This is a genomic window from Bacillus sp. SSR7, from assembly GCF_055902415.1.
The window spans coordinates 112,095-125,497 of the sequence record NZ_JBVVXV010000015.1; the positions used below are offsets into that span (position 1 = coordinate 112,095).

The window sequence follows — 13,403 nt, forward strand, 5'->3', positions numbered from 1 at the left end:
TCTTTGAAAAGAAGTAGATTCGTCTTTATGAGTGTTTTTCTCATCATATTAATTAATAATCATTGGGGATGTACAAAACCCCAATGATTAAATGTTTATTTTATCGTAACAACTCTAAAGGTAGAGTGCAATAATGGAAGTTTTCCAATTTACGATACTTGTTTTGCTGTAGAACGAGAAAATAGTATTTCTAGCAAGATTGCCATTACAGCCCCAAGAACGAGACCATTACTTAGGAACGAAGCTAGAAATGGTGGAAGCGTGGAATATGCTCCTGCTGGAACGAACATAACCCCAATTCCTGTGAAGATTGAAAGACCCGCTACTTTAAATAATTGTTCTTTATCCTGTACCGTTTCGTATTCCCGAAAGGCAAGACCGATCATGCTTGCAAATACAGGATAAATGGCAGCATAACCAACTGCAACTGGGATTGCCGCAAAGAATGAAGTGATCTTTGGGAATATACTAACGACAATAATAAAGCTTGATCCTAATATAAATGGGAGGCGTTTATAAATATTAGTCGTTGCAATAAAACCTGCTGATCCAGAAATAGCGACAGGTCCGATAGCCGAAAACAGGCCGCCTAGTAATTGATTGATTCCTGTTATAATACCGGCCTGTTTAAAACGATCTGATGTAGCATTTTCTTCATATTTAGAGACAACCTTTTGCACAACACGAATACTTGCTAACATATTTGTTAGAAGTAAGAGTGTAACGAAAATGACCGTAATTACCATGTTCCATTCAACACGAGGCATTCCGAAAACAAATAAGGATGGAAAACGGATTATATCTGTCACTGGTGTTATTGGATTAGATAATCCAAAGCATGCGAATAATATCCAGCCGCAAACGATACTGAAAAGAACAGAATATTGTCCGATAATAGGTAGCTTCATGATGAAAAAGGATAGTAAAATAACAATGAGTGAAAGAATAAATACGTTAGGTTGTACTTCTGTATGTTTTCCATCAAGACCGAACATTCCTTTTAAGAAGGAACCACTAAGTTGTGCAACAAGAAGAAATAAGTACGTTCCAATGACTGTCGGTGTAAAATAGCGAACGAGTTTATCAATAAGTCCAAAAACGCTAAGAATAATACAAATGATACCGCTTAATAAGAAAGCATATTGAAGAACTTTAAGTGTCTCATTGTTTGATCCAAATAATACGACACCTAAACTTGCGTAAAGGGAGAAAATCCCCCACCAAAGGCCTGCGGGACCTTCTTGAATAGGAAGTTTATGTCCAAATATAGCTTGCAGTAGACCGGCAAAGCCAAGAACAAATAATGTTCTTTGTACGAATGCAATAGCTTCAGCGCCATCAAGGCCATAACTAGTTGCGACGCTAATTGGTACAATAAGGCTTCCAGCTAAAATAAATAGTGCCCATTGTAAGGCGGAAAGAAATGTTTTCATTATATCAACCTCTTTCATAGATTCCGTATCTAGTATATACGTATTTCATTTCCACTGGCAAAGATTGTAGATAGAGAAAAGAGTTGAAACACAATATGAATGCACGTAAGCAATTATGGATAGCAGTTATATGTATGACTTTTGTCGTAATTCTAGGAACGTTAGGATTTATGACAATTGAAGAGATTAGTTTGTTTCAAGCATTTTGGATGACGATGATTACTGTATTAACGGTTGGATACGGAGATGCGGTACCTATAACGCAGGCAGGGAAAGTATTTGCACTTCTCATTATTCCTGTTGGAGTCGGTATTGTTACGTATGCAATCGGTGTAGTGGCAGCTATGATTATTGAAGGGAACCTATTTCATGCAGTACGGAGGAAGAAGATGGATAAACAAATAGCACAGTTACAAAATCATATTATTGTATGTGGATGCGGTAGAGTAGGGCTTCAAGTTGTACATGAATTGCAAGAAAAGAAAATTCCATTTGTCGTCGTGGATAAGGATGAAAGCATATTAGAGAAGGAAAAACTTTTATATGTACATGGAGATGCAACAGAAGACCAAGTGTTACATCATGCTGGGATTTCAAAGGCAGCTGGTTTAGTTGCTATCGTAGCAAATGACGCTGAAAATGTATTTATTACGTTAACGGCAAGAGGATTAAACGATGCAATTAAAATTGTGGCAAGAGCGGAAAAACCAGAAACCGAAGAAAAATTAAGGCGAGCTGGGGCAAATAAGGTGATTAATCCATCTAGTATGGCAGGAATTCATATTGCAAAAGGTATTGCGAATCCGTTAACAGTTCATTATATTGATACAGTACTGTATGGTGTGGAGCAGTCATTTGTAATTGAAGAAATTGCAGTCGGCGAAGGCTCTATTTTAGCTAGTAAATCGTTACTAGAGAGTGATGTGAGAAATCAATTTGATGTAACAATTTTAGCGATTTTGAGAAATGGGAATGTTATACATAATCCAACGGGGCAGGAAAAACTGCAAGAACATGATATGATAATAGTATTTGGTTCAGTAGAAAAACTGGGTCAATTTGAGAAAGAACTACAAAGTAAGAGGTGACGAGGAATGCAAATATCGAGTGATAAAATTTTAAATAAAATGGCGAATGAAATTGCAAAGGCAAAAAGTAGTGAAGGACAAAAATCAAAAGAGCATGTATTAGTTGTGCGTGCTTTATGTGATTTATTATTAGATGAGCAAGTTGAATCTTCTACGTATAGAGAGCCACAAATTCAATCACAAATAATTGGATCACAACCAATCACGATGCAACCAATTGCACCGGTTTCTGATGAGCCAGTATATATAAAAGAAAGTGATGCAAACGGTAATTCTTTATTTGATTTTTAGAGGATAAATCGTTTGGCTTATATGAAAAAATTGCTTATGATAAAAGTAAAAAAGGGGAATTAAGATGAAAATTTTCTTTTTACTAGGTTGTATTGCAGCGGGGCTATCTGTTGCGTTAGGGGCTTTCGGAGCACACGGTTTAGAAAATAAAGTTTCTGCGAAAATGTTAGAAGTTTGGAAAACAGGTGTTACATATCAAATGTTTCATGCAGGCGGACTATTTGTAGTTGCTTTATTGATGGATAAAATTCAATCATCACTTTTAACTACTGCTGGCTGGCTTATGGTAGCCGGGATTATTATGTTTTCAGGTAGTTTGTACGCATTAAGTACGACGGGTATTAAGTTCTTTGGCCCAATTACACCTCTTGGTGGTGTGGCATTTATTGTGGCATGGATCTTAGTCGGAACTGCAGTTGTAAAGGGATTATAAAAAACAAAAGCTGGCATATGCCAGCTTTTTTTATGGTCTTGGAGCATAAGTTGCTTGTTGACCAGGCAAATACGCAATTTCTTCTGGAAATTCTACATAATCTAAGTAAATCATTAGTAGCAAATAACGCTTCCCTGATTGCGGTTCACTAATAACGATATGGTCACGGCCAGCTGCTTCAATAATACCTGTATAAGACTGTGTACCAAGGGAACTGCCACGTTCATAAGTCATTACAACCGTTGCTTGCTTACCTTTGTTTAAACGAAGGATATTTTCAATATAGGATTGCTCTAGAGGTAACATGCCTTGAGAAATTGCATATTGAGCTTGAGCAGCTTGAGCTGTTTGTTGTTGCATCGCTTGCTGCTGTTGTTGAGTCATTTGTTGCGGTTGTACATAAGTTCCAGATGGTTGATAAAAACCTGTTCCATAGTACGGATTTTGTTGCTGTGCCATTCAAAAATCCCTCCTCATTTTTATTCCTTAATATACGCTAGGGCAATCCCCAGCAGATGGCTGGAAGAAGCAGTGCTTTTTGAAGCGACCAGAGTTTTGCTGGTTATACCAAGTTGGTGGGCATGCACCTTCAGGTCTAAAAAACCATAAGGCAAAGTTGGCAGGCCAAAAACGCTGCCCTTGAATGGTCCGTCTTGCCAGAGCAATATCTTGTGCACGCGCACGCTGATAAAAATATCCTTTTTGCGTTGCTTCGAAACCGCCAGGGTTTTGATAAACCATTTGACGTAAATTACGAATGTTTTTAAAGTCCAAACAATTTCCAAGAACACGATTTACTCCAACATTTCCAACCATTAACATTCCTTGTTGCCCTTCTCCTTCAGCTTCAGCACGCATCAATCTAGCTAATAACTTAACATCTTCTTCGTTATGCGCGATAACACCCATTATGTGTCACCTCTCTTTTTGGAATACCTTTTGGAAAGAGGTTTATCTCTAGATGAAGTGTGTAACAATTACTAGTTCATACGTATGAGGAAAAAGAATCAGATATGACAACCAAACGAAGTTTTACATTGGGAGTGGAAAATAAAAAAAGCTAGCGTGAGCCAGCTTTTTTATTAAAAAACTTTAGACCATAAGTTTGAGAAGAAATCACCGATAGAGCGCATTGTTAACACAAACCAATTTGCTTTTTCAACTTCTTCTGTCGTTTTTGCAGTAACTTTCATACTTTTACTACCGTCTAAGAAACCATATTTATCAGTTGATTCTAAAGTAATCGAACCTACTTTGGCACCCTTCTTAATAGGAGCAACTAAATGACCATCTTCAGCAAGTGATTTATCTGCTTCAGTTCCAACTTTATAAGAGTCTTTGCTACCTTTTTTTGCAATTACGGTTATTTCTTTTTCTGGTGCAACAGTTACTTGATCTTCTTTCCCTTGTACTACAGAGAGTGTATTGTTTTTATCGACCTTTAGTTTTTGTTTTTCGAAGTTATTAAACCCGTATTCGATTAACTCACGAGATTCTGTGAAGCGCTCGTCCATTGATTTTGTTTTAATAATAACCGAAATAAGACGTACATCACCACGTTTAGCAGTAATAGTAAATCCATATCCAGCCGTATCAGAACTTCCGGTTTTTAAACCATCAGTACCTTCATAAGCGAAAGCAGCTCCTGGTAACATCCAGTTCCAGTTTTCCATACGAATTGGTTTCGGATGATTATCTGGGAAGTTTCTAAATCTTTGTTTTGTATCCTCTAGCATTTCTGGATACTTTGTAATCATTGCTTTTGAAAGTATACCCATATCGCGAGCTGACATAGAGTTTTCTGCATTTGGATCAGTACCCTCAGGATGTTTTCCTTTTAAGTCAGCGTTATTTAAACCAGTAGCGTTTACAAATTTATATTTCTTTAACCCTAGTTTTTTTGCATGTTCATTTGCAAGATTTAAGAAGTTTTTCTCACTTCCTGCAAGAAGTTCTGCTAAGGCAATACTAGATCCGTTTGCAGAGAAGATAACGATAGAATGATATAGTTCTCTTACAGTATATTGACGTCCTTTTTCGAACGGCACGTTAGAGAATTCATTATTACGTGAAACTTCATAAGCGTAATCAGAAATGTTTACCTTTGTATCCCAAGTGATTTTTCCTTCTTTAATTGCTTCTAACACGGCATAAACAACAATTAATTTTGACATACTAGCGATAGCTAGTAATTCATCTGGATTTTGTTCATGCAGTATTTTTCCTGTATCTGCATCAAATAGGAGTGCAGCAGCTGCTTCAATGTGTATTTTTTCTTCTGCATGGGATGTTGTTACTCCTAAGGAAGAAATTGACAATAGAAACGCTAGTAAAATAGACAAGATTTTCTTCATATACATTATCACCTTCGCATCGTTATTAGCATATAGCTCGTACCATTTTAGCATAAATTTGGATATAGAAAGGTTACAATTTTGTAAGGTATTTAAAAGGAATTTGTCGATTTTTGTTCAAATTTGAGGAAAAAAGAAGTTTTTTGAGGAGAAATATAGAGGGGAATAAAAAAAGGAACGAATTTCGCTCCTTTTTCACGATTTATATGTGTAAAAATTTCTCTACCTTTTCGTCTGGTAAAATGTTTCCGACGAAAAATGTTCCGAATTCACCATAACGAGCACTTACTTCATCGAAGCGCATTTCATATATAAGCTTTTTAAATTGAAGAACATCGTCAGCGAATAATGTTACGCCCCACTCAAAATCGTCGAATCCAACAGATCCTGAAATAACTTGGCGTACTTTACCTGCGTACTGGCGACCAATTTTACTATGACTGTACATCATTTTCTTACGTTCCTCCATCGGAAGCATGTACCAGTTGTCATCACCTTGGCGACGCTTGTCCATTGGATAGAAGCAAATGTGATTTGCTTTCGGTAACTCAGGATATAAGCGAGCTAAGATTTGTGGATTTTGGTATGGATCTTCATCAGCTGGAAGGTAGTTGCTTAGTTCAACAACAGATACGTAAGAGTATGCAGGAACCATATATTCAGCTAAAGTTGTTTTATTCAATTCTGTCTCAATTTCATTTAACTCTTCCATTGTTGGACGTAAAATCATAAGCATAATATCAGCTTTTTGGCCAACAACTGTATACATTGCGTGACTGCCTTTTTTTGCAGCAGCTACGTCGTTCCATTTTTCAATGACATTTAAAAATTCAGACACAGCTTGTCCGCGTTCGTCGCTAGATAATGTTTTCCATGCAGCCCAATCAATAGAACGTAAATCATGTAAACAATACCAGCCATCTAACGTTGTTGTTGCTTCACTCATTCTATTCACCTCAGTTAATGATAGTTTTACACGTTAACTATAGCATATATAGTTTTAAAATCATCTATATAAAACCTTAGCGCATAAAATTGTCACATTTTAATTTACTTAAAAATAGGAGAAGATAAAGCTTAAAGGGACTTTATTTCTATGCTGAATTTTATGAAAATATAATCATTTTTATTTTATCTATTTTTTGGGAGCTATAAGTTTAAAATATAGAGGAAAAGAAGTATTCTTAAAGATAGAGTTTTTTTAACATATGTAGGAGGGTTTATTCGTGAGCAACTTATTTACAACAGTAAAAGAAAAAGTTCAAGGAAAAGGCATTTCTATCGTACTTCCTGAAGGAACTGATGAAAGAATTTTAGGCGCTGCAGAGCGTTTAGCAAAAGAAGAGTTAGTAAAACCAATCTTAGTTGGTAATAAAGAAGAAATTAGCGCAAAAGCTGCTAGCATGAATTTAACATTAGCAGGCGTTGATATTTATGACCCAGCTACATACGAAGAAATGGATGCAATGGTAGCATCTTTCGTTGAACGCCGTAAAGGTAAAGCAACTGAAGAAGACGCTCGCAAAATCCTTAAAAACGAAAACTACTTCGGTACAATGCTTGTATACATGGGCAAAGCACACGGTTTAGTAAGTGGTGCGGCTCATTCTACAGCTGATACAGTTCGTCCAGCACTTCAAATCATTAAAACAAAACCAGGCGTTACAAAAACTTCTGGCGTATTCATCATGGTACGTGAAGAAGAGAAATATGTATTCGCTGATTGCGCAATTAACATTGCACCAAATAGCCAAGATTTGGCTGAAATTGGTATCGAAAGTGCGAAAACTGCTGAACTATTCGGCATTGATCCACGCGTTGCTATGTTAAGCTTCTCTACAAAAGGTTCTGCGAAATCTCCAGAAACAGAAAAAGTTGTAGAAGCAACTCGCATTGCAAAAGAAATGGCTCCGGAATTAACTCTAGATGGAGAATTCCAATTCGATGCTGCATTCGTACCATCTGTAGCTGAGAAAAAAGCTCCAGGTTCTACAATTAAAGGTGATGCTAACGTATTCGTATTCCCAAGCTTAGAAGCTGGTAATATTGGCTACAAAATCGCTCAACGTTTAGGTAACTTCGAAGCAGTAGGACCAATCTTACAAGGTTTAAACATGCCTGTAAACGACCTATCTCGTGGATGTAACGAAGAAGAAGTGTACAAGTTAGCTTTAATTACAGCAGCTCAAGCACTTTAATTCTATAACGAATTGAAATAAAGACCGTCGCTAAAATAGCGACGGTCTTTATTTTTCTAAGCCAAGTGCTTTATTGTTACGATCAATAATACGTTGTAAATTCGTCTCATATAAAGGTATTTCATCTATTGTTAATTGAGATGGTGTTAACTTTGGAGCGAATTGTTGCAGTGTTTTTAAAAGGCGCATCATTAAATCTTGCACTGTAATGGTTTCGCCAAGTAATTCTGAAAGTGAAGCCATCGTACTCGGTACAATTTCAGGGTACGTAAAGCGTGTTTCTTCTCCTTGAATGGCTAGGTTGTAGAAATCACGAACGAGTGCGGCACGTTCAGAGCCACTTCCTGTAGCACAGAGATAAATTTGGACAGCGACACCACCGCGAATACGGCGCTGTGAAATACCAGCAAATTTTTGATCGCGAATACTTAAATCGTAGCTACCAGGACAGTAAGAACCAACGATTTCTTTTGCCTCAATTGTAACATCGTAATCTTTTAACATTTCCTGAATTAAATGCCACATTGTATCGTATCCAAGATCAATATCGATACCTTTTTCGGTCTCTTGGAATAAAAGTGATACGTTTAACACACCTTCATCAAGTACGACTGCAAGCCCGCCAGAATTACGAACAATAACATTGAAGTTGTTTTCTTTTAAAAAGGAAATACCTTCTTCTAAGTGCGGTAGGCGTGAATCTTGAATGCCAAGAACAATTGTATTGTGATGAACCCAAGAACGCATTGTTGCAGCTGATTGACCATTTCCAATGCTTGTGCACAGCGTGTCATCCATTGCGAATGACTGCAATGCATGGAATGTTGGCCCCAAACTAGACTGATCTACAATACGCCACTCTGGCTGAGATAAAATGGAACGGGAATTGCTCATATAACTAACCCCTTATCTTTAAAATGACAATCTCTATTATAGCAAAAAATGAAGAATGAGGTTTTCTCGCATATAAAGGGAAAGTTTAAAGATGAAAGACTAAAAAAGGATGCATTATATGCATCCTTTTTATTCTGCAATTTTTTCTAAATTACCGTTTCGATCCATTCGGAAAGATGTTTGAGAACGTTCTTCGTCATCCATGACTGCTAACTTACGAGCGCGGTTCATAATGTTCATAAGTGTTTCGTAATCTTCTTGCACAGTATGAGATTGTTTTTCTAATTTTTCCAGTTTCTTTTCTAGTTCTTCATTTCGAAGGATTTGTGATTTAATTTCTTGTTTCAATCTCGTATTCTCGTTTTCAAGAGCTGTCACTTTTATATTTGAAGATCCGACTGTTTGTAAAAAATAAATAACATCTTGCATTGTCATAGAGCCCTTTGCAGCAGGAACGGTAGTTTCTTGATATGGAGTAGCTTCTTTATATTGTACAATTGATTCCTCTTGTACGAACTCTTCATAATTAGTTATCGAATCTGAAGCTGGTGGTGTATAAAGTAAACGTTTTTTCGCTTGTTCACCACTTGCAGCACGCATTTTATCTTTACGATGTTTTTTTGCTAGTTGAAGAGCTTGTTCATAGCTATAGCGAACAACAGCATTCCAACGGAAACCACAGGCAGCCGATGTACGATTTAATCTGTCTCCTACTTCTTCAAACGCATTTAATTGGGTACTTCCTTCTCGAACGTGACGAAGTACAGTTTCAGCAAGTAATAAATCATCCTCATCCGTCCAAGCATCTTGTCTTACTTTCATAGATTCAACTCCCTTTCTTTTTATGAACTTCCTATTTTTATAATGGGCAAAAAAGTGAGCTTTTATACAAAGCTTTTAAAAATATGGTAGATTTCGATGAAAGGTATAAAGTGAAACTTTAATCAGTGGGGAGGTTCTTCATCCCCCACCTAACTTCTTTGCTTTCGCTGAATTTTGAGGTGGGGGTCTTACTGCCCATTAAAGCGGGATAAATTTTGCCAAGAATGACGGAAGCTGCTGTAGGAGAACATATAAATATGTAGCATTATATGAGGAAAGAGCGTCGAAAGGAAACTTGCAACGAGCTTCAAAGAGCGGTAAAATACCATTTAGTGTTTATTTTTAAATGTACTTGAGAAAAGTTTAAAATAGAGGAAGTGTTATATAATGGGAAACGAATTTCGTGTGTGTGATGATTGTCAGGCAACGAACGTTAAAACGTTGATTCCAAAGCTAAAAAAAGTAGATTCATGTGCAACGATTGAAGTTGGATGTCAGTCTTACTGTGGCCCTGGCCGTAAAAAATCATTCGCATTTGTAAATAATCGTCCAGTTGCAGCCCCAACAGAAGACGAATTAATTGTAAAAATTGAAGCAAAGTTAAATAAGTAAGGAAAAGAAGAGTGAACAGATTACTCTTCTTTTTTTATACCCATAAGAGGAAGAATCTATTCTGAGAAAGCTTAACTGGTGATGATAATAGTTCATGACAGATAGGCATTATCTATTTATTAAGGTCTCGACCTATATGAATTTGTATTTCAAAATAATGGTTGACAGTCTTTTGAAGCGATAGGTAGAATAGAAGGTGTCTGATTCTGAGAATCATTATCAGGAAAGGGACGATTCATTTAATTTTTTTATTGCTATTTGAGAATAAATTTCATTTCATTAAATTAAACATATGTTGTTGGTTAGGATGGTTGAGGGATGGAAGCGAGCGCAAGGAGTATAGAACAGCAAGATGTGAATGTTAAAGAGATTAAGAGCAGGCCGCTCATTGCTTCTATTATTTTAGTAGCAGGTACAATTTTGTTAGCTTTAAGCATGGCATTGTCTATTTCGTTTGGTGCTGCAGATATTAGTTTAAAGACTGTATGGCAAGCTGTGTTTCAGTTTGACGGTTCTATTACGCATCATAACGTAATTCAAGAACTTCGCATGCCTAGAGCAATAGGAGGCGTAGTTGCAGGTGCCTTTTTAGCGGTATCAGGAGCAATTATGCAAGGTATGACGCGAAATCCACTTGCTTCCCCATCGTTAATGGGGATTACAGATGGGGCTGTATTTGGAATTGCAATTATGTATGCATTCTTCCCTAATTCACCTTATTTACTGTTCGTTATCGCATCTTTTATTGGTGCTGCGTTTGGAGCGAGCATTGTATATGGAATTGGATCTTCTTCACCAGGTGGATTAACGCCTGTGAAATTAGCTTTAGCGGGTGCAGCGATTAGTGCTTTATTAGGGGCCATTTCATCTGGAATTGCGCTATATTTCAATCTTGCCCAAGAGGTGAGTATGTGGAACGCAGGCGGAGTTGCTGGCGTGAAATGGGAAAGTATTAATATGTTAGTACCGATTGGTCTAGTTTGTCTCTTCATTGCAATTATGATGTCGAGGTATATTACAATTTTAAGCTTCGGTGAAGAAATTGCGATTGGACTTGGTCAAAATACGACATTAATTAAATTTATCGGGACAGTACTTGTTCTTGTGTTAACAGGTTCGGCAGTTTCTATAGCAGGATCGGTTGGATTTGTTGGTCTTGTCATCCCACATATGACTCGTTTCCTTGTAGGCTCAGACTATAGATGGGTTATTCCATGTTCTGCGGTCTTAGGCGGGCTGTTAATTGAATGTGCAGATATGTTATCTCGCGTTATTAATCCGCCGTTTGAAACGCCAATTGGAGCAATTACAGCGCTAATTGGGGTTCCATTCTTCCTCTACTTAGCACGTAACGAAGGGAGAGGAAAAATGTGAGGACAAGTGTCTTAACAAAAAAGAATGTTTCTGTTTTAACAATTTTAGTAGGATTAATCGTTACTGTATTTTTAGTGAGTTTAAATACAGGGACATTTAAAATACCCCCAATGGACGTATTAAAGTCATTGGTTGGACTCGGGGCTGAAGATCAGTCTGTTATTTTATTTGAATTCCGTATGCCGCGTATGGTCATTGCTATACTAGTTGGATCTGCTTTAGCTATGTCAGGTGCAATTTTGCAAGGGTTATCACGAAATCCACTTGCTGATCCAGGTATTATCGGTATTAACGCTGGAGCGGGATTAACAGTTGTTATCTTTGTCTACTTTTTCTTCGGGAAAGTAGGAACTGGTACATTTTTATCTGTATTCATTCTTCCTTTCTTTGCGTTAGTCGGTGCGATATTAGCGGCGGTTATTATTTATTTACTAGCATGGAAAGACGGCGTTTCATCAACGAGATTAATACTTGTCGGTATCGCTGTTGCAGCTGGGTTTGGTGCTGTTAGTTTAATTTTTTCTATGAAGATGACATCTAACGATTTCCGTTTTGCTACGATTTGGTTAGCAGGAAGTCTATGGGGCACAGATTGGAAGTTTGTACTAAGTGTACTTCCGTGGATGGTTATTTTCTTGCCACTTGCTATTAGTAAGGCTCACATATTAAACGTAATGAACCTAGGCGACTCCACAGCAGTTGGCCTTGGTGTAAATGTAGAAAAAGAAAGACGTAAATTATTATTTATTGCAGTTTGTTTAGCTGGTGCATCTGTTGCTGTTGCCGGAGGAATTGGTTTTATCGGTTTAATGGCTCCGCATTTAGCGAGGCGCCTTGTTGGTGGTAAACATCAAATTATGCTGCCTACCGCTGCACTAATAGGAACGTTTTTACTTTTATTCGCAGACGTAATTTCAAGAAGTGTGTTAACAACTTCAGAAATACCGGTCGGTCTTGTTATTTCTGTAATTGGTGCACCGTATTTCATATACTTACTTATGAGGACAAAATAAAGGGAGGCTTTTTGTATGGCAACTTTAGCAGTTGATGCGGTATCTGTTGGCTATAATGAAGGGTTAATTATTGATGGATTAACAGTTGAAATTCCGGAAGGGAAAATTACAACAATTATTGGACCAAATGGTTGTGGGAAGTCCACATTATTAAAAACGGCTTCTCGTATTTTGAAGGCGAAAAAAGGTACTGTTTATCTTGACGGAAAAGCAATCGAGAAACAACCAACGAAAGAAATCGCAAAGAAAATGGCAATTTTACCACAGACTGCAGAAGTGCCAACTGGCCTTACTGTATTTGAACTCGTTTCATATGGGCGCTTTCCTCATCAAAAAGGATTTGGAACGTTGAAAGAAGAGGATTATCGCTATATTCATTGGGCACTTGAAGTGACGGGAATGACAGAATTCGCAAATCGTCCAGCAGAGGCGTTATCAGGTGGCCAACGCCAACGCGTATGGATTGCGATGGCTCTTGCACAAGGGACAGAATTACTTGTATTAGATGAACCGACAACGTACTTAGATATGGCTCATCAATTAGAAGTATTAAACTTATTGAAAAAGTTAAACGAAGAAGAAGGTAGAACGATTGTTATGGTTATCCATGACTTAAACCATGCTTCTCGTTTCTCAGATCATATGATTGCATTAAAAGCTGGTAAGTTAATGAAACAAGGAACGCCAGACGAAGTGATGACGAGTGAAACACTTCGCAGTGTATTTGAGATCGAAGCTCAAATCGTTCCATGTCCAGTAAACTGCAAACCAATTTGTTTAACATATGATTTAGCGATGATTAGTAATCAATTGCGTAAAAAAGCATAAGTAGAATCCCCCTCGTAAAGAGGGGGGCTTCTAATGGACGTTGAGCTTCTTATTAGTAAATAG

General features: G+C 37.4%; 15 protein-coding genes. 8 read left to right on the top strand and 7 right to left on the bottom strand.

Annotation, left to right across the window (positions count from 1 at the left end; all coding sequences use genetic code 11):
* Nucleotides 1–149: 149 nt before the first annotated feature.
* Entirely contained in the window at nucleotides 150–1,433 is a 1,284-nt protein-coding gene (locus AC0NJG_RS22475; protein WP_140168591.1) for a purine/pyrimidine permease, read from the bottom strand.
* Between the two features lie 95 nt (nucleotides 1,434–1,528).
* Between AC0NJG_RS22475 and AC0NJG_RS22480 the strand changes: the two genes are divergently transcribed.
* The 3 genes from AC0NJG_RS22480 (at nucleotide 1,529) to AC0NJG_RS22490 (ending at nucleotide 3,245) form a co-directional block, all read left to right on the top strand.
* Complete coding sequence (locus AC0NJG_RS22480) at nucleotides 1,529–2,521, top strand: potassium channel family protein (protein ID WP_270821950.1); 993 nt, start codon at nucleotides 1,529–1,531, stop codon at nucleotides 2,519–2,521.
* 6 nt (nucleotides 2,522–2,527) lie between these two features.
* On the top strand, nucleotides 2,528–2,812 hold the full coding sequence (locus AC0NJG_RS22485; RefSeq protein ID WP_001167353.1) for a YwdI family protein: 285 nt from the start codon (nucleotides 2,528–2,530) through the stop codon (nucleotides 2,810–2,812).
* 64 nt (nucleotides 2,813–2,876) lie between these two features.
* Nucleotides 2,877–3,245, top strand: coding sequence for a DUF423 domain-containing protein (locus AC0NJG_RS22490; RefSeq protein WP_000688322.1), 369 nt, complete (start codon nucleotides 2,877–2,879; stop codon nucleotides 3,243–3,245).
* A 30-nt stretch (nucleotides 3,246–3,275) separates the two neighbouring features.
* Here AC0NJG_RS22490 and gerQ read toward each other — a convergent pair whose 3' ends face one another.
* From gerQ to hemQ, 4 genes are all read right to left on the bottom strand, one after another.
* On the bottom strand, nucleotides 3,276–3,704 hold the full coding sequence (gene gerQ / locus AC0NJG_RS22495; RefSeq protein WP_088326425.1) for a spore coat protein GerQ: 429 nt from the start codon (nucleotides 3,702–3,704) through the stop codon (nucleotides 3,276–3,278).
* A gap of 27 nt (nucleotides 3,705–3,731) precedes the next feature.
* The gene (cwlJ, locus tag AC0NJG_RS22500) at nucleotides 3,732–4,154 is read right to left on the bottom strand and encodes a cell wall hydrolase CwlJ (RefSeq protein WP_087955205.1); all 423 of its coding nucleotides are present in this window, start codon (nucleotides 4,152–4,154) and stop codon (nucleotides 3,732–3,734) included.
* Between the two features lie 173 nt (nucleotides 4,155–4,327).
* Entirely contained in the window at nucleotides 4,328–5,605 is a 1,278-nt protein-coding gene (locus AC0NJG_RS22505) for a serine hydrolase (protein WP_173602142.1), read from the bottom strand.
* A 196-nt stretch (nucleotides 5,606–5,801) separates the two neighbouring features.
* A complete protein-coding gene (hemQ, locus tag AC0NJG_RS22510) occupies nucleotides 5,802–6,545 on the bottom strand; it encodes a hydrogen peroxide-dependent heme synthase (protein ID WP_087955203.1) in 744 nt (247 codons plus the stop codon).
* Between the two features lie 280 nt (nucleotides 6,546–6,825).
* Between hemQ and pta the strand changes: the two genes are divergently transcribed.
* On the top strand, nucleotides 6,826–7,797 hold the full coding sequence (gene pta / locus AC0NJG_RS22515) for a phosphate acetyltransferase (protein WP_474063461.1): 972 nt from the start codon (nucleotides 6,826–6,828) through the stop codon (nucleotides 7,795–7,797).
* A gap of 48 nt (nucleotides 7,798–7,845) precedes the next feature.
* Here pta and lipL read toward each other — a convergent pair whose 3' ends face one another.
* Together lipL and AC0NJG_RS22525 are read right to left on the bottom strand one after the other, a co-directional pair.
* A complete protein-coding gene (gene lipL, locus AC0NJG_RS22520; protein ID WP_000071956.1) occupies nucleotides 7,846–8,691 on the bottom strand; it encodes an octanoyl-[GcvH]:protein N-octanoyltransferase in 846 nt (281 codons plus the stop codon).
* A gap of 129 nt (nucleotides 8,692–8,820) precedes the next feature.
* Entirely contained in the window at nucleotides 8,821–9,513 is a 693-nt protein-coding gene (locus AC0NJG_RS22525; protein ID WP_000868372.1) for an RsfA family transcriptional regulator, read from the bottom strand.
* A 387-nt stretch (nucleotides 9,514–9,900) separates the two neighbouring features.
* Between AC0NJG_RS22525 and AC0NJG_RS22530 the strand changes: the two genes are divergently transcribed.
* From AC0NJG_RS22530 to AC0NJG_RS22545, 4 genes are all read left to right on the top strand, one after another.
* A complete protein-coding gene (locus AC0NJG_RS22530) occupies nucleotides 9,901–10,125 on the top strand; it encodes a YuzB family protein (RefSeq protein ID WP_000526077.1) in 225 nt (74 codons plus the stop codon).
* A 318-nt stretch (nucleotides 10,126–10,443) separates the two neighbouring features.
* Nucleotides 10,444–11,499: a FecCD family ABC transporter permease gene (locus AC0NJG_RS22535; RefSeq protein ID WP_087955202.1), complete on the top strand. Its 1,056-nt coding sequence runs from the start codon at nucleotides 10,444–10,446 to the stop codon at nucleotides 11,497–11,499.
* Nucleotides 11,496–12,512, top strand: coding sequence for a FecCD family ABC transporter permease (locus tag AC0NJG_RS22540; RefSeq protein WP_001260777.1), 1,017 nt, complete (start codon nucleotides 11,496–11,498; stop codon nucleotides 12,510–12,512). Before AC0NJG_RS22535 ends, AC0NJG_RS22540 begins: the two co-directional genes overlap by 4 nt.
* Before the next feature lie 15 nt (nucleotides 12,513–12,527).
* The gene (locus AC0NJG_RS22545) at nucleotides 12,528–13,340 is read left to right on the top strand and encodes an ABC transporter ATP-binding protein (protein WP_000212064.1); all 813 of its coding nucleotides are present in this window, start codon (nucleotides 12,528–12,530) and stop codon (nucleotides 13,338–13,340) included.
* The last annotated feature ends 63 nt before the right edge of the window (nucleotides 13,341–13,403 follow it).

Coding starts and splice junctions, on each gene's coding strand:
- AC0NJG_RS22475 (WP_140168591.1), bottom strand. CDS start 1,433: ATGAAAACATTTCTTTCCGCCTTACAATGGGCACTATTTATTTTAGCT.
- AC0NJG_RS22480 (WP_270821950.1), top strand. CDS start 1,529: ATGAATGCACGTAAGCAATTATGGATAGCAGTTATATGTATGACTTTT.
- AC0NJG_RS22485 (WP_001167353.1), top strand. CDS start 2,528: ATGCAAATATCGAGTGATAAAATTTTAAATAAAATGGCGAATGAAATT.
- AC0NJG_RS22490 (WP_000688322.1), top strand. CDS start 2,877: ATGAAAATTTTCTTTTTACTAGGTTGTATTGCAGCGGGGCTATCTGTT.
- gerQ (WP_088326425.1), bottom strand. CDS start 3,704: ATGGCACAGCAACAAAATCCGTACTATGGAACAGGTTTTTATCAACCA.
- cwlJ (WP_087955205.1), bottom strand. CDS start 4,154: ATGGGTGTTATCGCGCATAACGAAGAAGATGTTAAGTTATTAGCTAGA.
- AC0NJG_RS22505 (WP_173602142.1), bottom strand. CDS start 5,605: ATGTATATGAAGAAAATCTTGTCTATTTTACTAGCGTTTCTATTGTCA.
- hemQ (WP_087955203.1), bottom strand. CDS start 6,545: ATGAGTGAAGCAACAACAACGTTAGATGGCTGGTATTGTTTACATGAT.
- lipL (WP_000071956.1), bottom strand. CDS start 8,691: ATGAGCAATTCCCGTTCCATTTTATCTCAGCCAGAGTGGCGTATTGTA.
- AC0NJG_RS22525 (WP_000868372.1), bottom strand. CDS start 9,513: ATGAAAGTAAGACAAGATGCTTGGACGGATGAGGATGATTTATTACTT.
- AC0NJG_RS22530 (WP_000526077.1), top strand. CDS start 9,901: ATGGGAAACGAATTTCGTGTGTGTGATGATTGTCAGGCAACGAACGTT.
- AC0NJG_RS22535 (WP_087955202.1), top strand. CDS start 10,444: ATGGAAGCGAGCGCAAGGAGTATAGAACAGCAAGATGTGAATGTTAAA.
- AC0NJG_RS22545 (WP_000212064.1), top strand. CDS start 12,528: ATGGCAACTTTAGCAGTTGATGCGGTATCTGTTGGCTATAATGAAGGG.